Source organism: Streptomyces sp. NPDC002669 (assembly GCF_042889165.1).
In the GTDB taxonomy this organism is placed as follows: Bacteria; Actinomycetota; Actinomycetes; order Streptomycetales; family Streptomycetaceae; genus Streptomyces.
Map to the genome: position 1 here is coordinate 1 of NZ_JBIAQQ010000047.1, position 19,704 is coordinate 19,704.

The 19,704-nt window shown below is 70.3% G+C and carries 16 protein-coding genes; 9 read left to right on the forward strand and 7 right to left on the reverse strand.

All coding sequences use genetic code 11. The annotated features are described in order from the left end of the window. Nucleotides 1-331: 331 nt before the first annotated feature. From ACFYW1_RS37235 to eccB, 7 genes are all read right to left on the reverse strand, one after another. Nucleotides 332-634 (reverse strand): WXG100 family type VII secretion target, encoded by a 303-nt coding sequence (locus ACFYW1_RS37235; protein WP_389003955.1) that lies wholly within the window; start codon nt 632-634, stop codon nt 332-334. A gap of 111 nt (nt 635-745) precedes the next feature. Continuing rightward, complete coding sequence (locus tag ACFYW1_RS37240; protein ID WP_283854363.1) at nt 746-1,105, reverse strand: WXG100 family type VII secretion target; 360 nt, start codon at nt 1,103-1,105, stop codon at nt 746-748. Nucleotides 1,106-1,199: 94 nt separating this feature from the next. After that, entirely contained in the window at nt 1,200-2,462 is a 1,263-nt protein-coding gene (locus tag ACFYW1_RS37245; RefSeq protein ID WP_389004005.1) for a S8 family serine peptidase, read from the reverse strand. A gap of 65 nt (nt 2,463-2,527) precedes the next feature. Then, complete coding sequence (locus tag ACFYW1_RS37250; protein ID WP_389003960.1) at nt 2,528-4,147, reverse strand: hypothetical protein; 1,620 nt, start codon at nt 4,145-4,147, stop codon at nt 2,528-2,530. Continuing rightward, nucleotides 4,144-4,602, reverse strand: a complete 459-nt coding sequence (locus tag ACFYW1_RS37255; protein ID WP_389004007.1) for a hypothetical protein — start codon at nt 4,600-4,602, stop codon at nt 4,144-4,146. The genes ACFYW1_RS37250 and ACFYW1_RS37255 overlap by 4 nt, the downstream gene beginning before the upstream one ends. A gap of 173 nt (nt 4,603-4,775) precedes the next feature. Further along, nucleotides 4,776-6,062, reverse strand: coding sequence for a type VII secretion-associated serine protease mycosin (mycP, locus tag ACFYW1_RS37260; RefSeq protein ID WP_389003962.1), 1,287 nt, complete (start codon nt 6,060-6,062; stop codon nt 4,776-4,778). A 13-nt stretch (nt 6,063-6,075) separates the two neighbouring features. Next, complete coding sequence (gene eccB / locus ACFYW1_RS37265; protein ID WP_389003964.1) at nt 6,076-7,608, reverse strand: type VII secretion protein EccB; 1,533 nt, start codon at nt 7,606-7,608, stop codon at nt 6,076-6,078. A gap of 188 nt (nt 7,609-7,796) precedes the next feature. Between eccB and eccE the strand changes: the two genes are divergently transcribed. From eccE to ACFYW1_RS37310, 9 genes are all read left to right on the forward strand, one after another. Next, nucleotides 7,797-9,137, forward strand: coding sequence for a type VII secretion protein EccE (gene eccE / locus ACFYW1_RS37270; protein WP_389003966.1), 1,341 nt, complete (start codon nt 7,797-7,799; stop codon nt 9,135-9,137). Next, complete coding sequence (locus ACFYW1_RS37275) at nt 9,134-9,844, forward strand: hypothetical protein (protein WP_389003968.1); 711 nt, start codon at nt 9,134-9,136, stop codon at nt 9,842-9,844. The genes eccE and ACFYW1_RS37275 overlap by 4 nt, the downstream gene beginning before the upstream one ends. A gap of 86 nt (nt 9,845-9,930) precedes the next feature. Next, a complete protein-coding gene (locus tag ACFYW1_RS37280) occupies nt 9,931-10,164 on the forward strand; it encodes a DUF397 domain-containing protein (RefSeq protein ID WP_148840450.1) in 234 nt (77 codons plus the stop codon). A gap of 405 nt (nt 10,165-10,569) precedes the next feature. Then, nucleotides 10,570-13,347, forward strand: coding sequence for an SCO5717 family growth-regulating ATPase (locus ACFYW1_RS37285; RefSeq protein WP_389003970.1), 2,778 nt, complete (start codon nt 10,570-10,572; stop codon nt 13,345-13,347). A gap of 196 nt (nt 13,348-13,543) precedes the next feature. After that, on the forward strand, nt 13,544-15,415 hold the full coding sequence (locus tag ACFYW1_RS37290; protein WP_389003972.1) for an ABC transporter substrate-binding protein: 1,872 nt from the start codon (nt 13,544-13,546) through the stop codon (nt 15,413-15,415). Nucleotides 15,416-15,506: 91 nt separating this feature from the next. After that, entirely contained in the window at nt 15,507-16,592 is a 1,086-nt protein-coding gene (locus ACFYW1_RS37295; RefSeq protein ID WP_389003974.1) for an ABC transporter permease, read from the forward strand. Next, nucleotides 16,589-17,530, forward strand: coding sequence for an ABC transporter permease (locus ACFYW1_RS37300; protein ID WP_389003976.1), 942 nt, complete (start codon nt 16,589-16,591; stop codon nt 17,528-17,530). Before ACFYW1_RS37295 ends, ACFYW1_RS37300 begins: the two co-directional genes overlap by 4 nt. Further along, nucleotides 17,527-18,549, forward strand: coding sequence for an ABC transporter ATP-binding protein (locus ACFYW1_RS37305; protein WP_389003978.1), 1,023 nt, complete (start codon nt 17,527-17,529; stop codon nt 18,547-18,549). The genes ACFYW1_RS37300 and ACFYW1_RS37305 overlap by 4 nt, the downstream gene beginning before the upstream one ends. Then, entirely contained in the window at nt 18,546-19,559 is a 1,014-nt protein-coding gene (locus ACFYW1_RS37310; RefSeq protein WP_389003980.1) for an oligopeptide/dipeptide ABC transporter ATP-binding protein, read from the forward strand. Before ACFYW1_RS37305 ends, ACFYW1_RS37310 begins: the two co-directional genes overlap by 4 nt. Nucleotides 19,560-19,704 lie beyond the last annotated feature (145 nt).

The following is a 19,704-nucleotide window of genomic DNA, read 5'->3' on the forward strand; positions in this document are numbered from 1 at the left end:
CCGCACTGTACCCAAAGAGGCTCATCTGCGCCGCTCGTGCTCGGGATCGGCTTTCCGGGCGCACCGTGAGGTCGCTCACGACGGGGGGGCGGGGCGGGGGGGGGGGGGGGGGGGGGGGGGGGGGGGTGGTGGTGGGGGGGGGCGGGGGGGGGGGGGCGGGGGGGGGGGGGGGGGGGGGGGGGGGGGGGGGGGGGGGGGGGGGGGGCGGCCCCCCCCCCCCCCCCCCCCCCCCCCCCCCCCCCCCCCACCCCACCGCTCGGAACACAACAACGGGTCGGGGTGGGCACCTCCCGTGCGTGCCCACCCCGACCCGTCGCATTCCTGCCGAGCCCTACTCGAAGTTGGCCCTCGCCCGCTTGTCACCGGCGTGGTACGCGGCACCGGCCTCGCGCACCTTGCGGGAGATCTCGCTCAGGGCGTTGTGAATCGCCGTGGCGTCGTTGTCCCAGCCGCGCTGAGCGGTGTCGTAGGCGCTCTTGGCCTCGCCCACCCAGAGCTCGGACACGTTGGCGATCATCCGCTTGATGGACGCCAGGTCCTCCTGGAGCTGCTTGCTCTGCCGCTCGATGGCGCCGGCCGCGAGATCCAGGCTCGAATAAGTGACAACCATCGTGCCGTCGGGGTTGTTCGACATGCGGTCCTCCCGTGTTATCTAGTCGTCCAGGTATGGCGTGAAGACGTCGCATGCGGTGCGGGTGTCGTACGCGATGCGGACGCCGTGTGTGGTGGTACGGGTACGACCGGGTCAGAACTTGTTGAGGTTCGAGGTCCTGGCCTCGGCGGTCGCGTCGCCCGAGTAACCGCCGACGACGTCGACGCCCTGCAGTGCCTGCCGGACTTCGTCCTCGGTGTTGCCCGAAATGGTGCGCGCCGCCTTGATGGCCTCCTGGAAGTTGAGGAGCCGGTGGGCGATGCTGACCATCTTCCGGTTGACCTCTTCCTGCTTGGTGTTGAAGGCACCGGCGCCGATGCCCTTCCAAGCGCCTTCCAGGCTGTCGATCGTCGCCTGAAGCGTCTTCAACTGCCCCTTCACGGAGTCGAACCGCGTGGAGAGCTCCCCCTCCAGCTTGAGGAGAGCGGCATCCGAGAGCTTCTGATCAGCCATGTTTCGGCTTCCTTTCTGGTCTGGTGCTCTTGTTCGGTCGTTCGTCCGGCTTCGCTCGCCAGCAGGTACGTACGGGCGGAGGGCCTGCGGCCGGTCAGCCGGCGCGGCGCCTACGGACGAGGACGAACGCCCCGCCGCCCAGCACGACGACCGCCGCCGCTCCGCCGATGATCAGCCCGAGTCGGCTGTTGTCGTCCTTCTCGGCATCTGCGGTGGAACCCGCCATGGCGGTGTCGCCGGCCTTCTCGTCCGTCTCGCCCTTCCCGGGCTGCGACGAGGCCGATGCGGAGGAGGCCGGGGAGCCGGACGTCCGCTCCTTGGTGAGGGGACTGATGTCGGGGTCGCCGGGGTCGCCCTTGCCCTTGAGGATGTTCATGGAGGGGCGAATCAGGCCGTGCCCGAGGTACTTGCTGAGCGTGTCCTTCTCCCAGTCACGGCTCGCCGTGTCGAAGAGAACGTTGAGGACCTGGTTCGCGGTCCAGTCGGGATGAGCGGACCAGACCAGGGCTGCGGAGGCGGAGGCGATGGCGGTGGCTGCGCTGGTGCCGCCGTTCCCCTGGCAATATCCCTCAAACTTTTGATCACACCAAAATGGCACATCATTTCCCGGCGCGGCGATATCCACAAAATTTCCGTACTGGGAGGTTTCGGATACCTTGCCCGCCCTGTCAGCTGCGGCGACACCGACAACTTCTGGATACGCAGCAGGATAGATCGCCTTATTCCCCTTCTTCGCCTCGTTTCCAACAGCCGCAAAGAACAACTTGCCCTTTCTTTGAGCGTACTTTACTGCTTCAATTTCTCGATCCATTTCGAACTCGCTGCCGAACGACATGCTGATGATTTTTACATCGCTATCAGCGGCAGCTCGGATCGAATCAGCGGCGTCATACGCATTCACTGAATGTTTGTTCTGGAACTGGGTGTCTGCGACTCTCATTGGAACGATCTTCGCTCCCGGAGCAAGGCCCTTCAGCCCTCCACCCTGGCCTGTGCCAGCGATCAACTCAGCCATGGTGGTGCCATGTCCGTCATAATCGTCGTTCTCGTCGCCCTCAGCGCCTGTAGCGTCAAGCCCATTCAGGACTTGCCCCTTCAGAGAAGGCGTGGACGAATTGACGCCGGTATCGATGATGGCAACCTTGATGCCTTCACCTGTGGTGATCTTCCACATTTCCTCAGCCTGCATGGCACTGAGATACCACTGCTTCGACTGTACGTCCGCAGCAATCACAGTAGGGGCAGCCTCTGCGAATCCCGCACTCCAGGCAAAGGTCACAGCCATCGCACCAAGCAGAGAGCCCGAAACTCTGAGAGGCGCGCGGCGCACCCGGGTCTGGCTCATATCCGCTGTCATCCCGACTTCCGTACCTTCCTTTTGCCTGCTCAATCACCGACAGTGCGACTCTGCGGCCTGCGCCCCTACGCTTCCCTGTCCTCCATCAGGCGATCAGGACGCGAGCGACCGTTGTTCCGGTCCTCCCCAGCGGAGTCCTGTCGATCTGCGGGCTCTCGTACAAGACCTGCCCCTCCGCTGGTGAAGCCCTTTGCCCCCGCACCTGCTCCTGGAGCACCACTGCGGGGTGTGCCCACGACACCCTTCGAACCAGGAGTGCCTCGCCCAGTGGACCGAGGCGCCCGGTTCATCTCGCTGGCTCCGATAACCGCACCTCGCGGAACGCCCCGAGTATTTCCTGGTGCACCTCCCGGAGTGGTGCGCTGTGGGGTTCCGCCCACAATGCCGTTTGCCCGGCCGACGGGCGGACCAGAATGTCGGGGAGCACTTGCCGCAGGCACCCCTCCGGTCACACCGGGCCGACCTGCAAAAGGTGACTGGTTTCCGCCCCCACCAGGTCGTCCGGGTGTGCCAGGAACTGGACCGCCACCCAGCATGGGCGGACGTCCAACTGGAGTTCCAGTGCGCCCATTTGCCACAGGTCCGCTGGTCACAGGACCACGACTTCCAGGTTGCCCGATTGTTCTGGGCAAGCCAGTTGAATTCGGGGGGCGCCCCGACCTGTCTGCCACAGGGTTCACAAAACTGTTTGCTACGGGCAGAGTGGGGCTTGTACTCGGGCCTGTAGAACCTGTGGTCGGTGGCGCAAGAGGCGTCTCGGGAACCGCCACAGGTGCTTTCGGCAGAGTCACACTATCGATCTCCGTCGAGATTTCCTCGTCCGGTACAGGCGTAGTTCCAAACACCCCAGCAGAGGCTTGACCACCGGAAACCCCGGAAAACGCCGAGCTGACTGCAGCAACGTGTTCGGAACTGCCGGGTGCGGTGCCGGTCCCGAAAGCATCGGCACTTGTCTGCAATGAGGCCCCCGACTCGGCAGGTTCACGCCTTCGGCCTGACGGCCTCGGCATCGCGACATCGAGCTTCTTCTTGAACCGCGGCGGCTCCTGCGACGCCAGCGTCTCCGCCGAGACCGCGTAGTACGAAGCCAGCCTGTTCGCCTGGTTGATGGCCTCCTGGCGGTCCTTCTCGACCTTCACCGCCTCGGCGTACTCCGGATTGCCGTCGATCCGCTTCGGGGTCTCGATCTCCTCGACGCTCTTGCGCACCAGACGGCTGTCGCGCGGGGGCAGGGACTTGCGCACCGATGCGAGGCCCGTGCCCGCGACCGTGATCTGGGTTCCTGCCGCCTCCGCGAAATCTCCCAGCTGCATCGCGTGGGCGACCAGGCCGTTGCCCCAGTCGCGGAAGGCGGTTCCGGACTCGCCCTCCCAGTCGACGCCCTTGATGAAGTCGCCCAGTTCCTTCGCGGCGCTCTTGATGGCCGTCCTTGCCTTCAGGAGTGCCGCGCCCGCGTCTTCGAGGTGTTCCGGATCGGAGCTCTCGATCAGGTCGATCATCGCGTTGAGCTCGTGTCCCTCGAACGAGGTACGCCCCGAGGGGCCTGAGCGCCAGGAGCCGAAAGCGTCCATGACGCTCTGGGCCTGCCGGTTGATGTCGGTGGCGATCAACTGGCCCTGGATGCGTTGCTGATCCTGTGCCCGCTGTTCCTTCGGGGTCGGTTCCGGGTTCTTCGAATCGCTCATTCGGCTGCCCACCCCAAGTCGCTCCGGTCGTCGGTGTTCCGGCGTTCCGGCTGCTCGGCCTTGCCGGCCCTCTCCGTCCCCGCCTGCTCCGGCTCCCGCTCCTTGTCCAGGCGCACCTGGATCTCGTAGAACCGGCGTCGCGTGTCGTCGTCCACGTTGTCGAAGCCGACCGCCGCCGCGTGTACGCCCAGGCTCAGGTACTCGATCTGGTCGCCGAGCGACTTGGAGAGCGAGACGAGCGCGTCGTGGACGCGGTTGTACTGCGTGTACAAGCCGTCTGCTTCCGCAAAGCATGTGTTCTGGCCACTCAGGGCGGCGCGCGACACCGTCTGTGCCGCGATCCTCGTCCTGCCGCCCGCCGAGCCTTCGAGTTCCGCAAGGAGCGTGTTGACCCGCCCCCTGAATTTTTCCAGCGCGCCGACACCACGCCGGAGGTCACCTGGACCGGCCACGATCCCGCCCTCCCCGTTACCCCGTTGCCCCGTTTGCTCAGACCGTCGCTCGTTGCTATCGCACCTTCGTGAACGAATCTGACGCCATGCCACGAACTCTAACCACTGGCCATGACAGGGCCAACTCTGTTGATTGTTCCGCGAGTTGCAACGATCAATTTCCGCCTGGTTCCAGGTCAGGAATGGTCCGTGCCGCCCGCGTGGCCCGTGCCGACCGCTGTTCCCCGGCGCGCGGACCGTCGTCGGGCATCGCGTACGGCCACGGCGGTACCGGCGATCGCGGCGACCAGTACCGCACCGCCCACCACCACGTAGGTCGCCAGGCGGGCGTTGCGTTCGTCCGCAGTTTCGCCCAGGTGGAATTCGGCCGGTGTCGGTGCCTCGCCCCTGCTCATGCCCTCGTTCGCCACCGGCTTTTCGATGGGTCTGTCGTCCTCGGTCAGGGCCCGCACCGGGTCGACGACGCCCCAGCCCACCAGGCGGTCGCGGCCGGCGATCGAGCGTTCCGCCGTCTGCTGGATCTGGGCGACGATCTGCTTTCCCGTCCAGTCCGGGTGCTTGGCCTTGATGAGGGCGGCGACTCCCGCGGCGTACGGGGCCGAGAAGCTGGTGCCGTTGTCGGAGCAGTGTCCGCCGTCGGGGACCGTCGAGATCATGTCCACGCCGGGGGCGGCAACTCCCACGGACTCACTGGACTGGGAGAAGGCCGCCCGTTCGTTGTTGCGGTCCGACGCGGCCACGGCCAGGACGCCTGGGTACGAGGCCGGGTAGGTCTCCTTGACGTTGCCGTCCAGCCCGTCGTTGCCCGCGGAGGCGACGATCACGACGCCCTTGGCCAGGGCGGCGTCCACGGCCTGTTTCAGGGAGTCCGCGGGTTTCACCGCGTCGGCCGTGTCCTGGGAGATGTTGATGACGTCCGCGCGGGCGGCGCCGGCCGCGTAGTGGATGGCCTCGGCCAGTGTGGCGGTCGTTCCGTTGCCCTCGGCGTCGTTCTGCTGGATCGGGATGATCGTCGCGTCCGGGGCCAGGCCGGTGAAGCCGGTGCCCTTCGCTTCCCGGGCGGCGATGATTCCGGCGACCTTGGTGCCGTGCCCGACCGAGTCGCCGGTGCCGTTCTCCTTGCCGCGCGCGACCTTGTTGCCGTTGTCGTCCTTGAGGTTCCTCGGCAGGAAATTGCGGCCGCTCCTGGTGTCCACGGCGTCCTTGAGCTGTGGGTTCTTGATGTCCACGCCCGTGTCGATGACGGCCACCCGCACCCCCTTGCCGGTGGACTGCTTCCACAGCTCGTCCATCAGGACGCGTTGCAGCGACCAGGGGCGGCCCGCGTACTTCTCCGAGGGGAAGGAGCACTGCGTCGAACCGTCCGCGGCGGCGGACGGCACGGGCAGTGTGACGAGGAGGACGGCGGTGGCGGCCGCGGCCGTCGGCCAACGCCGGTACGGGGAGAAGGGCTGCGTCTTCATGCGGCGGCGCTCCTCAGGAACCCTGCGGCTGACGGGCCGCACCGGTCGACAGACGGGGACCCGTGGGCAGGAACGAGGACCAGGCGGCCGGTACGGGCGCGGGTACGACGCCCTTGTACCCGAGCCGGTTCTGCGCCTGTTGTGCCTCCTGCCGTCGCTGCTCCCGCTCCTCCTTCGATCCCGATTCACCGATGCCGGAGTCGTCCCGGGCGCTGTCGCCGTTGGACTGCATGGCGTAGCGCAGGCCGGTGTCGGTGACCAGGAAGAGCGGGCCGGAGTCGACGTCGGCCCCCTTGAACTGACGGAACAGTTGTCCGGATCCGGGGGTGACGTAGGCGCTGCTGGAGCCGGTGGGGAGCGTCGCGGGGAAGCCCGTGCCCGCCCATGTGCTGAGCGTGCCGGCGCCGTCCTTCGTGGCGACGTCGCGCAGGACGTTGCACACGGTGTCGCGGCTGCCGGGCGCGTCGCTCGTGGAGTTGACGACCTTCGGCGCGTGCGTGGGCCAGTCGCTGTCCTGTCCGAAGGGCTCGCCGGGTTCGAACGCTCCGGCGCTGACGTGCCTCGCCCTGCCGTCCTGGCCGAGGCCGACCAGGGGGCGGCTGCTGAGCAGGAGATTCGCGACGAAGTCCGACACGGGAGCGACCCGGCCGGGCAGGACCACGTACTGCTGGGTCCTGGTGCCGGACGTCGCCGCGAGGACCATGCCCACCTTGTCGGCCCCGTCCGGCAGTTGCCCCGGGACGCCCGCGTCGACCCCGGGGGTCCCCGGGAGGACCGGGAAGTCGACCGCGTCCCCCTTGTGCAGGGTGTCCAGCCAGGCGGCGGAGACCCGCTGGGGGGCGCGGCCGCGGTCGATCAGGGTGCGGAGCAGGAGTTCGTCCTTCTTCACCTCGTACGCCTTGCCCGCGGCGTCCACGACGTAGCGGGTCCGGTCCGGCCCCGGGCCCTCGACGTACAGCAACTCGCCGCCGTGCAGCCGGTTCGCGCCCTCGACCTTCCCCCGCTCGCGCTCCGCGAGGACGAACGCCGCCTTCTGGATCGCCCTGCCGCCCTGGCCGGGCTGTTCGCAGACGGCCCACCGCTTCTTCGAGCCGGCCTCCTTCCCGTCCGGCAGCCGGTCGGGGGCGTACGGGATGCCCAGGGTGGCGCCGTGCGGGATCTTCCCGTTGTCGAGGACGGATTCGTCGACCTTGATGACCTTGCCCTTGTCGGGGGCGAGGAGAAGTCTGGCGGAGGACATGTTCAGCACCGGGTGGAGCTGCTTCCTGCCGTCGGTCTCCAGCACCACGTAGCGCGTGGTGGACCTGCTGGCGATGATGACGTTCTCGTAGGGGGTGTCCCACTTCTGGGGTGCCACGGGTTTGAACATTCCCCAGGCCCCGAACCCCGCGAGGATCACAACGCCGACGATCGCGCCGGGCACCACCGCGCGCAGGGGGCGCGGCGCGCCCTCCTCCGAACCGGTGGAGTTGGGCTGCAGGAACTGTGCGACCAGCCTCCGTTTCGCGAAGGTGTAGGCGTTGAGTTCGTCCCGCCGTGATGCCATCTGTACCGCTGCCCCTTTTCCCCCGGTGGGCGACCAAGGTTGCCACACACTCCGTCAGCAAACGTCCTCGGCCGGGCTCCCCACTATGCCCGTCGGCGTTCTCCCGCCATCGCTCGGGTTAGGGTGATCGCCCGGTCAACTCCCGTGAAGAGAAACGGTAACCGGGGACACGAGGGGGCAATGCGGCGATGGGTTCGGCGACGCGCGAGCGCACGGGGCGGTCCGCCCACCGACCACCTTCCTCTTCCCGATGGCAACGCAGCAACGAACCGGCCGGCCCGGTGCCCGTCCCGCCGGTGGATCCCCCCGCGGCGGCCACTCCGCGCCCCGCTTCCCGGACCGGCCGTCCCGGTCCCGTGCTGCGGCGGCTGGTACTGGTCGAGGCGGCCCTGGCGTTCACCGCGGTGGGTGCCGTACTCGGTGGTTTCTGGCTGGTTCCCGCCGGTGTGATCGCCTGTCTGCTGGTGCTGGTCGCAGTGGTGCGCCGGCGGGGCCGCGCCGTGCCGGAGTGGGTGTCGATGACGCTCGCGCTCCGCGGCCGCGGGCGGGCGGCCGGAACGCCCGCCGCGGACACGGATCCGCAGCTGGCCCCGGTGGCGGAAGGCGTGCCGGGCCTCGCCCCATGTCCCCATGTCGACCGGAACCGCCGCACGGTGGGCATGGTCGGGGACGGTACGTTCCTGACCGCCGTCGTGCGCGTCGAGGCCGGCGGCGAGTCGCTGCGCCGGGCGCACGGCGAGCGGGCGTTCCCGCTGGCCCTGCTGGGGGACGCCCTCGCGGTGGACGACATCGTGCTGGAGTCCGCGCAGCTCGTGCAGCAGGTGCGCCCCGCTCCGGCGCCGCATCTGCCGGAGCGGTCGGCGGCGCGGCTCTCCTACGTTCCCCTCCAGGAGCGAACCGGGGCGCCCGCGCTGCGGATGACCTGGGTGGCGGTGAAGCTGGACCCGGAGCTGTGCCGGGAGGCGGTCGAGGCGCGAGGGGGCGGGATCGGCGGGGCGCAGCGCTGTCTGGTCCGGGTCGCGGACCATGTGGCGAGCCGGATCACCGGGGCCGGGTTCCGGGCCGTCGTGCTGGACCAGGAGGAGTTGCACTCGGCCCTGGCCACGTCCCTGTGCGCCAATCCCGTCCTGTCGGCCCGCGCCGGGCAGCAGGGGGCCGCGCCGCAGCGGCGGACGGCGGAGACGTCTCGGGTGTGGCGGTGCGACGACCGTTGGCACACCGCCTACGCGGTGGACCGCTGGCCGGAGTTGGGCCGGGCGGCGACTCCGCTCCCGCGCCTCGTCTCGTTGCTGACCCAGGTGCCCGCGCACGCGACGGCCTTCAGCCTGACGGTGCGGCCCGGTGCGCGCCGGGGCGATGTCTCGGTGTCCGGTCACGTACGGGTCACCGGTGGTTCCGACAACGAACTGGTGGGGGTGCGAAGGGTGTTGGAGCAGACCGCCCGGCACGCGAAGGTCGGTCTGGTGCGGCTGGACCGCGAGCAGCTGCCGGGTGTGCTGGCGACGCTGCCGCTGGGAGGCGCGCGATGACGATCCGGACCGGAGGGGGGCGCGGGCTGCGCGGCCCCCGTCACGCGGGGCACACCCTGGCCGCGGGGGACCTGGGCGCGTTGTCGTTGCCGGTCGGGGACGACGGCGTGATCCTCGGCACCGATACCGAGGGGCACACGCGGATGATCGGCTTCCATCGTCCGGTGCCGTACGACGTCCTGCTGATCGGCGGGTTGTGGACCGCGCAGGTGCTGGCGCTGCGGGCGGCGGCCACCGGGGCGCGGGTGGCGGTGGAGACCGGGCGCCCCGGGGTGTGGACCTCGCCGGCGCAGGCCGCGGGGGCCGGTCTGGAGTGCGTGTCCCTCCATGACGTGGGCCGGGTTCCGCCGACCGGGGCGGCCGTGGGCAGTCCGGTGGTGGTGGTGCGGGACTGCGGCATGCGTCCGCCCCGGGGCCGGGTGGTGTCCTCGCCGTGGCAGTCGGTGCTGACGCTGCTGCCCTATCTGAGCCCGGTGGCGCCGCGGTTGATGCGGACGTCGGCGCTCGTGGGCGTCCAGCGGGTCTCGCCCGACGAGGCGGAGCGGATCGGCGGGATCCTGGGGCTCGCCCGGATCGAGAGCGAGGCCCTGCCCACCCTGGCGGACGGCGTCACGCTCTGGGTGGCGGGCCGTGAGCGGCACTGGGTGGTGACGGGTGCGACGGAGGTCGAGAACGGACTGCTGGGTGCCGCCCGCCGGATGGACTGACCGATGTCCCGTTCGTGACCCCGGACCCACCGCTTCCGGGGAAGATGTGCGGGGAACGACACAGCTCGATCGAAAGGGACGCCGACATGGGCACCCAGCAGGAAAAGGAAGAACTCTACGCTCTCGACATCTCCGATGTGACGTGGCTGAGCGCGCCGGGTACCGAGGACGTCGAGGAACGGGTCGAGATCGCGCATCTGCCCGGCGGTGCGGTCGCCATGCGTTCGTCGCTGGACCCGGAGACCGTGTTGCGGTACACGGAGGCCGAGTGGCGCGCCTTCGTACTGGGCGCCCGGGACGGCGAGTTCGACCTCGCATAGGCGACGACCTGGGAAAAGGGGCGGCCGCCCGCATCCGACGGCCGCCCCTTTCCTCATGTACGCACATGACTTGAGGCAATACATGCCATCCGTCCGTGTCCCGGATGACACATCACGTTCAGAGGCACTCCACCCCGGTATGAACAATATTGACCGCTTCGCTCCATGGACTCTGTCGCACCCTGGGGGTTTGCAGGCGGGTACGTGACCTACTGGACAGTTTCTGCCCCGTGGTACGGCCTGCCGCAGCGGGCCCCATGACGATTAGGGTGGGTCCGGGCGCGGCAGAAGAACCTGCGGGCAGGCGATGCGTGTCCCAGGGGGAGAGCCGGGCGGTCGGACAGACGGAAACGGTCGCCCCCACCCACGACCGCACAAGGGTGCTCGACCACACCAGGAGGCAAAGTGAACGGCGATCGGGACGAGATGCGCGGGGGCTGGAACAAGCCCGTCGACGAGTCGTCCGACGCGGAGCCCGTCGAGATGACGGGTGAGTTCACCATCGACTACACCCCGCCCGCCTGGTACACGCAGAACTCGCCGGGGGACTCGTCGGGCGGTGCCGGAACGCACCTGGCACCGCCGCCGCCCACCGGCGCACCGCTGTCCGTGCCCGCGCCGCCGACCGGGAACGGGGCCGACTCCGACTGGACTCCGGCCCCGCCCGCCCCGGCACCGGCCCCCGCACCGGCACCGGTCCGGGCCCCTGCGGACGACCCGGCCGCGGGCGGCGACCCCGTGCCCTCCCCCGCACCGGAGGCGGTGGCCCCCGTCGGCACGTCGGCCCCGTTCGGGGTCGGGAACGGGGACGTGGAGGACGACTCCGCGGGGTTCTCGCCGGCCGCGCTGAAGCAGCAGATCGCGGAGATCGAGGGAAGCTTCGGGGCGAGCATCGCGAGCACGGACCGGGCCGGGGAGACGGACGGTCCGGGATTCGGCCACGGCTCCGGTACCGGATTCCCGGACACGGGGTCCGCCGGGGCCGGAACCGGTGACGACCGTACGGGTACGGACGAGGCCCCCGCCCCCGTTTCCGCCCCGGCGGAGGCCGCCGCGGGCACGCCCGACGGCGCCGCCCCGGCCGGCCCCCCGTCCGATGGCGCGGCGCCCTTCGGTGCTCCGATCCCTCTGGGCGCCCTGGGCGCTCCGGCGCAGGACACGCAGGAGAACGCCGAGGGAGCGGCGGGTTCCGCACCCTCGGAGGCGGCGCCCCAGGACGCACCACCCGCCGCCGCGCCGCAGGACACCCCGCAACAGCCCGTCGTGCCGCAGCCCTGGGCGCCGGCCCCGCCTCCGCAGGGCGCCCTGCCGCCGCTGCCGCCCGCCTTCCAGCCCGCCGCGCCGCAGCCCGCCCAGCAGTGGACCGCCCCGGCCCCGGCTCCGACGCCTGCTCCCGCCCCGACGCCGGCTCCGGCTCCGGCTCCGGCTCCGGACGGACAGGCGATCGGTGGTTACGGGTTCCCCGGGGCCGGAACGCCCCAGCCCCCGCAGAGCGGTTACGGATTCCCGCAGCAGACCCCTCCCCCCGCACAGCAGACGCCGCAGCAGGGTGGTTACGGATTCCCCCAGCAGACGCCGCAGCAGGGTGGCTACGGATTCCCCCAGGCGGCGCAGGCACCGGCCCAGGCGCCGGCACCGGCCCCGCAGGCTCCCCAGCCCCAGGCGCCGCAGCCCCAGTGGCCCGCGCAGCAGCAGGGCACGCCCCTTCCGCCTCAGGTGCCCCAGCCGCCTCAGGCGTCTCAGCCGTTGCCCCAGGCCGCGCCGCACCTGCCCGCGCCCGCACAGGCCGCCGGCCCGCAGCCGCCCGCCCCGCAGCAGCCGGAGCAGCAGCCCCAGGGCCAGCAGCCGCAGGGCCAGCCCGTCGACCCGCGCACCGGGGGCGCCTGGCCGAGCCCGGTCACCCATGACCAGCGCGAGCGTTCCGTGCCCGGCGCCCCGCTCGGGTACACGGCGGCCGTGGAGCTCTCCTCCGACCGGCTCGTCCGGGGCAAGCAGAAGGCGAAGAGCAGCCGCAACCCGTCCGGGGCGTCCCGCTTCAAGCTGGGCGGCAAGAAGGAGGAGGCCGAGCGGCAGCGCAAGCTCGACCTGATCCGTACGCCGGTGCTGTCCTGCTACCGGATCGCGGTCATCAGCCTCAAGGGCGGCGTCGGCAAGACCACGACGACCACCGCCCTCGGCGCGACCCTGGCCACCGAGCGGCAGGACAAGATCCTCGCCATCGACGCCAACCCGGACGCGGGCACGCTCGGACGGCGGGTGCGCCGGGAGACCGGGGCCACCATCCGCGACCTGGTCCAGGCGATCCCGTACCTCAACTCGTACATGGACATCCGCCGCTTCACCTCGCAGGCGCCCTCCGGGCTGGAGATCATCGCCAACGACGTGGACCCGGCGGTCTCCACCACGTTCAACGACGAGGACTACCGGCGCGCCATCGACGTGCTGGGCAAGCAGTACCCGATCATCCTCACCGACTCGGGCACCGGCCTGCTCTACAGCGCGATGCGCGGGGTGCTGGACCTCGCCGACCAGTTGATCATCATCTCGACGCCGTCGGTCGACGGTGCGTCCAGCGCCTCCACCACCCTGGACTGGCTCTCGGCGCACGGCTACGCGGATCTGGTGCAGCGCTCCCTCACGGTCATCTCCGGGGTCCGCGAGACCGGCAAGATGATCAAGGTCGACGACATCGTGCAGCACTTCGAGACGCGCTGCCGCGGTGTGGTCGTCGTGCCGTTCGACGAGCACCTGGCGGCGGGCGCCGAGGTCGACCTCGACATGATGCGGCCCAAGACCCGCGAGGCGTACTTCAACCTCTCCGCGCTGGTCGCCGAGGACTTCGCGCGCGCCCAGCAGCAGCAGGGACTGTGGACCTCGGACGGCTCCGCGCCGCCCCCGCAGTACGCCCCGCCGATGCCCGGCCAGCAGTACGCCCCGCAACAGCCGTACCAGCAGCAGCCGTACGGTGGTCAGCAGCCTCCGCAGCCGTACCCGCCGCACGCCGGTCCCGGAGCGCAGCAGAACGGCTGGCAGCAGGCGCCTCCTCCGCAGGCCCAGCCCCCGGCGCACCCGGCCGGACTTCCTCCGATGCCCCATCAGCAGCAGCCCGGCCAGGGCGCGCAGCCCGGACCCGCGTCGCCCGGCGGATGGCAGCAGCAGCCACCGTCAGCGCCTCAGCAGTAAGGCGTCAGAGGTCTGAACCAATGAGGGCCCGCACCGTCCCCACGGTGCGGGCCCTTTTGGCATTCCCGCAGACCACACGCCGTTTCGATGACCGTTGACGGGGCTTGACCCCCGCTGATAAACCTTCGCTTCACCAGCTGGCGAACCACAGATCAACCCGCCTTCTCCGTGCGAGTCATGACGCGAGGTCCCGACCATGGTCGAAAGAGTTCCACCGTTCCCTGTGCAGCCACGCGCACGACTGCGCGTCCTTCTGGCCTCCGGTGCCGCCGCCCTGGCCCTGACCGCCGCTTCCGTCGTACCCGGGGTGCCCCTGGGCTCCGCACCGCAGCAGGCGCAGGCCGCCGACAGCAGCAAGTCGACGCTGACCGTCGCCGTCGCGCAGAGCGTGGACTCGCTGAGCCCGTTCCTCGCCCAGCGGCTCATGAGCACCAGCATCAGCCGGCTCATGTACGACTTCCTCACCAACTACGACCCCGAGGACAACCACGCGATCCCCGGTCTCGCCACCAAATGGGAGTCGTCCGCGGACAAGTTGACCTGGACTTACACCATCCGCTCCAACTCCAAGTGGTCGGACGGGCAGCAGGCCACCGCCGAGGACGCGGCCTGGACGTTCAACAAGATGATGACCGACGAGGCCGCCGCGCAGGCCAACGGCAACTTCGTCACGAACTTCAAGAAGGTGACGGCGCCCAGCCCGACGCAGCTGGTCATCGAGCTCAAGGAGCCGCAGGCCACCATGGCCGCGCTCGACGTGCCGATCGTCCCGAAGCACGTCTGGGAGAAGGTCGGCGACTTCTCCAAGTTCAACAACGACAAGACTTTCCCGATCGTCGGGAACGGGCCGTTCGTCGTGACCGACTACAAGGTCGACCAGTACGTGAAGCTCAAGGCCAACAAGGACTTCTGGCGCGGCAAGCCGAAGTTCGACGAGCTGGTCTTCAAGACGTACAAGGACCAGGACGCCGCGGTCGCCGCCCTGCGCAAGGGCGAGGTCTCCTTCGTCGCCGGCTCCCCCGCGCTGACGCCCGCCCAGGCCAACTCCCTCAAGGGCGACAAGAACATCAAGGTCAACGAGGGTCCGGGCCGCCGCTTCTTCGCGCTGGCGACCAACCCGGGCGCGCAGACCAAGGACGGCAAGAAGTTCGGCAACGGGAACAAGGCCCTTCTCGACCAGAAGGTGCGCCAGGCCCTCTTCCTGTCCGTCGACCGCAAGACCATCATCGACAAGGTCTTCCAGGGCCACGCCGTCGAGGGCCAGGGCTACATCCCGCCGCGCTTCACGGCGTACCAGTGGAAGCCGACCGCCGAGCAGAGCCTCGCGTACGACCCGGCCAGGGCGGCGAAGCTGCTCGACGAGGCGGGCTACCCGCTCAAGGGCGACCAGCGGGTCGGCAAGGACGGCAAGCCGCTCGACCTGCGCATCCTGTGCCACGCCACGGACCCGAACGACAAGGCGATCGGCAAGTACCTCAAGGAGTGGTGGGGCAAGATCGGCATCGGTCTGAAGGTCGACTGCCTCGACGACGTCTCCGTGCCCTGGTACGCGGGCGAGTACGACCTCGCCTTCGACGGCTGGTCCGTCAACCCGGACCCGGACTTCGTCCTCGGCATCCACACCTGTGCCGCGCTGCCCACCAAGGCCAAGGACAGCGCCTCCACGGACAACTTCATCTGTGACAAGAAGTACGACGAGCTGTACAAGAAGCAGCTCGCCGAGTACGACCCGGCCAAGCGCGCGGACCTCGTCAACCAGATGCAGTCGTGGCTGTACGACTCCGGGTACATGAACGTCATCGCGTACCCGAACGCGGTCGAGGCTTACCGCACCGACCAGATCAAGTCGATCATGACGATGCCGAAGTCCGCGGGCAACATCTACGGCCAGGACGGTTACTGGAGCTGGTGGTCGGCCGTTCCGACGGACGGCGAGAGCTCGGACGGTTCCGGCGGTTCGGGCTCCACCGGCGTCGTCATCGGCATCATCGCGGCGGTCGTGGTGCTCGCCGGTGGCGGGCTGTTCGTCGCGATGCGCCGCCGCAACACGGCGGACGACCGCGAGTAATCACCTGAACGGGTGAAGAGGGGCCGGCCGGGGAACACTCGCTCCACCGGTCGGCCCCTCCTCATTGCGGCACGAGTAACGAGAGTTCCCCATGACAGCTGACAGCACTCCGGCGCTCGTGCAGATCACGGACGCGGACACCGACGAGCCGGCCCCGGCCGGTCCGTCGGCCGGCCGCGGTCCACGGGCGCGCAACACCAAGGCATATCTCCAGTACGTCGCGGCCAAGATCGCGGGGGCCGCGGTCTCCCTGTTCGCGGTCCTGGTCACCAGCTTCTTCCTCTTCCGGCTCATTCCCAGCGACCCGGTCAAGCAGATGACCGGCGGCCGGCCCGTGTCGGCCGAGCAGCTCCAGTCGCTGCGCCGCCAGTTGGGGCTCGACCAGCCGATGTGGCAGCAGTTCACGTCCTATGTGGGCGACGCGCTCACCGGTGACTTCGGGCTGTCGTTCCAGTTCCACGCGCCGGTCATCGACAAGATCACCGAGGCGCTCCCGGCGACCCTGCTCCTCACCGGCACGTCGTACGTCCTGTACACCGCGCTCGGCATCTGGCTCGGCACCCGTACCGCCTGGCGGAACGGTTCTCTCAGCGACCGCTTCAACACCGCGTTCGCGCTCACGCTCTACTCGGTGCCGTCGTTCTGGCTGGGCCTGCTCCTGATCATCGTCTTCGCGGTGGGCGTCGGCCCGATCCCCGGGCTGTTCCCGACGGGCAACCTGGACTCCGGCACCGGCGAGACCGGCTTCGCCCACGTCCTCGACGTGGCGCACCACCTGGTCCTGCCGGTGATCACACTGGTGGCCGTCGGGTACGCGCAGACGCTCCTGGTGATGCGCTCCTCGCTGCTCGACGAGATGGGCAGCGACTATCTGACGACGGCCCGCGCGAAGGGGCTGCGGGACGACGTCGTGCGCCGCAAGCACGCCGTGCCCAACGCGATGCTGCCGACCTTCACCCTGATGTTCGTGAACCTCGGGCACGTGGTCGCCGGGCAGATCCTGGTCGAGACGGTGTTCTCCTGGCCGGGCCTGGGCGGGCTGTTCTACGAGGCGCTCAGGGTGCCCGACCTGCCGCTCGTGCAGGGGCTGTTCTTCGTCTTCGCCACCGCGGTGATCCTGGCGAACACCCTTGCCGACGTGCTCTATCCGTTGCTCGATCCCCGGGTGGGCCGATGACGACCGAATCCATGCCCACGCCGACGCCCGCGGAGGCCGGGGCCGCCCCGAACCCGCGTGCCCTGGCACGGGCCCGCAAGCGCCGGTCCGCCGCCCGCTTCTGGCGGGAGTACCGAAGCCACCGGGGTGGTCTGTGGGGGCTGGCCGCCCTCGTCCTGATCGCGCTGGTCGCCGTGTTCGCGCCGCAGCTCGTCGGCGCGGACTCGCAGTCCGTCACGGGCGCCCCCGGCGGGGCGCTGGAGTCCCCCAGCGGCGAATTCCCGCTCGGCACCGACCAGTTCGGCCGCAGCGTGCTGGCGCTGCTGGTGTGGGGCACCCGGGTCTCGCTGACGGTCGGCCTGCTCGCGGCGTTCCTGTGCGTCGCCATCGGCACGGTCGTCGGCATCGTCGCGGGGCACTTCCACGGCTGGTACTCGACGGTCCTGATGCGTGTCACCGACTGGTTCCTGGTGATGCCGACCCTGGTCCTCGCGATCGCGCTCGCCACGGTGATGGACCGTTCGATGTGGACGGTCATCATCGCGATCGGGGTCACGACCTGGCCGACCACGGCCCGGCTGGTCCGGGCCCAGACCCTCGCGGTGGAGTCCCGCCCCTACATCGAGCGGGCCCGCGCGCTGGGCGGCGGCCACGGGCACATCATGGTCCGGCACGTGCTGCCGAACGTGATGCCGCTGGTGCTCGCCCAGACGACGCTGGTGATCTCCAGCGCGATCCTCACCGAGGCCACATTGGCCTTCCTCGGCCTCAGCGACCCGACCACCACCTCCTGGGGCGGCATGCTCCAGGACGCCCGCGAGGCGGGTGCGGTGAGCGCGGGCCACTGGTGGTACCTGGCACCGCCCGGCATCGCCATCGCCCTGGTGGCCCTGGCCTTCACACTCTGCGGGCGCGCGATCGAGTCCGTCCTCAATCCCAAGCTGGGGGTGGCCCGTTGAGCACCACGAACATCCACCGGCCGCCGCTCCTCGACGTACGGGACCTCACGGTGACGTACGCCGGCGGGGCGCGGGCCGTGCGCGGCGTGAACCTCACCGTCGACGCCGGGCAGAAGCTCGGCATCGCCGGCGAGTCGGGCTGCGGGAAGTCGACGCTGGCCCTCGCGCTGTTGCGGCTGCTGCCCGCGGGCACGAAGGTCTCCGGCGAGATCCTGCTGAACGGCGAGGACGTCCTCGCCATGAAGTGGGGCCAGGTCCGGGCGGTGCGCTGGGCGGGGGCGTCGATCGTCTTCCAGGGCGCGATGCACTCGCTCAACGCGGTGCACCGCATCGGCGACCAGATTGCCGAACCGATCCTGCTGCACCAGAAGGCGACCCGGGCCGGGGCGGCGAAGAAGGCCGGCGAGCTGCTGGAGCAGGTGGGCCTGCCGGCCGCCCGCGCCGCCGCCTATCCGCACGAGCTGTCCGGCGGGCAGCGCCAGCGCGTGATGATCGCGATGGCACTGGCCTGTGATCCGGGGCTGATCGTCGCGGACGAGCCGACCACGGCGCTCGACGTGATGATCCAGGCCCAGATCCTGCGGCTGATCGAGCAGCTGGTGTCCGAGCAGGACCTCGGCCTCGTCATGATCAGCCACGACCTCGCGGTGCTCTCGGACACCTGCGACCGGCTCGCGGTGATGTACGCGGGCCGGGTCGTGGAGGAGGGCCCGGCGTCCGAGGTCTACGAGAACGCGCACCACCCGTACGGCAAGGCCCTGTCCGGCGCCTTTCCGCGCATCGGCGACCCGTCCTCCCGGTTCGCGCCCCGCGGGCTGCCCGGCGACCCGCCGGACCCGGCGGCGCTGCCCGGCGGCTGCACCTTCCACCCGCGCTGTCCGGTGGCCCTGGACTCCTGCGCGACCGAGGACCAGGAGCTGCGGGTCGCGGGACCGGAGCGGCGGGCCGCCTGTGTGCTGGTGGAACCGGCGGCGGTCGTGGCCCTGCCGGACGCCGAGGAAGCGAGGAGCACCCCATGAGCACCACCCCTCCCCTGCTGAGCGCCCAGGGGCTGAAGGTCACCTTCCCCGGCCGGCGCGGGGCCGCCCCGGCGCGGGCCGTGGACGGCGTGGACCTGGACATCCGGCCCGGTGAGATCGTGGCGCTGGTCGGCGAGTCGGGCTGCGGCAAGACGACGCTGGCGCGTTCGCTGCTGGGCCTGGTCCCGCCGACGTCCGGGCAGGTCACCTTCGGCGGCAAGCCGCTCGACTACGGGAGCCGGGCGCTGAAGGCGTACCGCAAGCGGGTCCAGCTGGTGCTCCAGGACCCCAGCGGCTCGCTCAACCCCCGGCACACGGTGTACGACGCCGTCGCCGAGGGCCTGCGCATCCACGGGTACGCGGGGGACGAGCGGGCGGCGGTGTCCGAGGCGCTGTCGCGGGCGGGCCTCCGTCCGCCGGAACGGTTCTTCCTGCGCTACCCGCACGAGCTGTCCGGCGGCCAGCGCCAGCGCGTCGTGATCGCGGGCGCGCTGGTCCTGGAGCCCGAGCTGATCGTGGCCGACGAACCGGTGGCCTCGCTGGACGCCTCGGTGCGCGGCGAGATCCTGGCCCTGATGCTGCGGCTGCGGGACGAGCTGGGCCTGTCCGCGCTGGTGGTCACGCACGACCTGGGTCTGGCGTGGAACATCGCGGACCGGGTCGCGGTGATGTATCTCGGGCGGATCGTGGAGACCGGTGAGGTGGAGCAGATCCTCACGGCTCCGCGCCATCCGTACACCCGGGCGCTGCTGTCGGTGCTGCCGGAGGCCGGGGGCGAACCGGTGATCCTGACCGGTGAGCCGCCGGACCCGTCCAAGGTGCCGTCCGGGTGCCGCTTCCACGCCCGCTGCCAGGTGCTGGCGTCGGGCGAGGCGGAGCGGGCGGGCGTCGCGGACGCCTGCCGCTCGGAGGACCTGCCGGTGCTCGCGGGCGGCGGCCTGGCCCAGGTGGCGTGCCACTGGGCGGCGGCCGCCGCCCCCACCGCGGCCGGACGGACGAAGAAGGCGTAGGAGCGACCGGGCCGGGCCCGTCCGGGGTGATACCCGGACGGGCCCGGCCCGGTTCATTCGTTCATTCGTCCAAGAGAAGCCGCTCTTCGGGAGAGGCCCGTTCTTCGGGGGAAGCCCGCGGAGCACGCCGGGAGGCGGGCGCGGC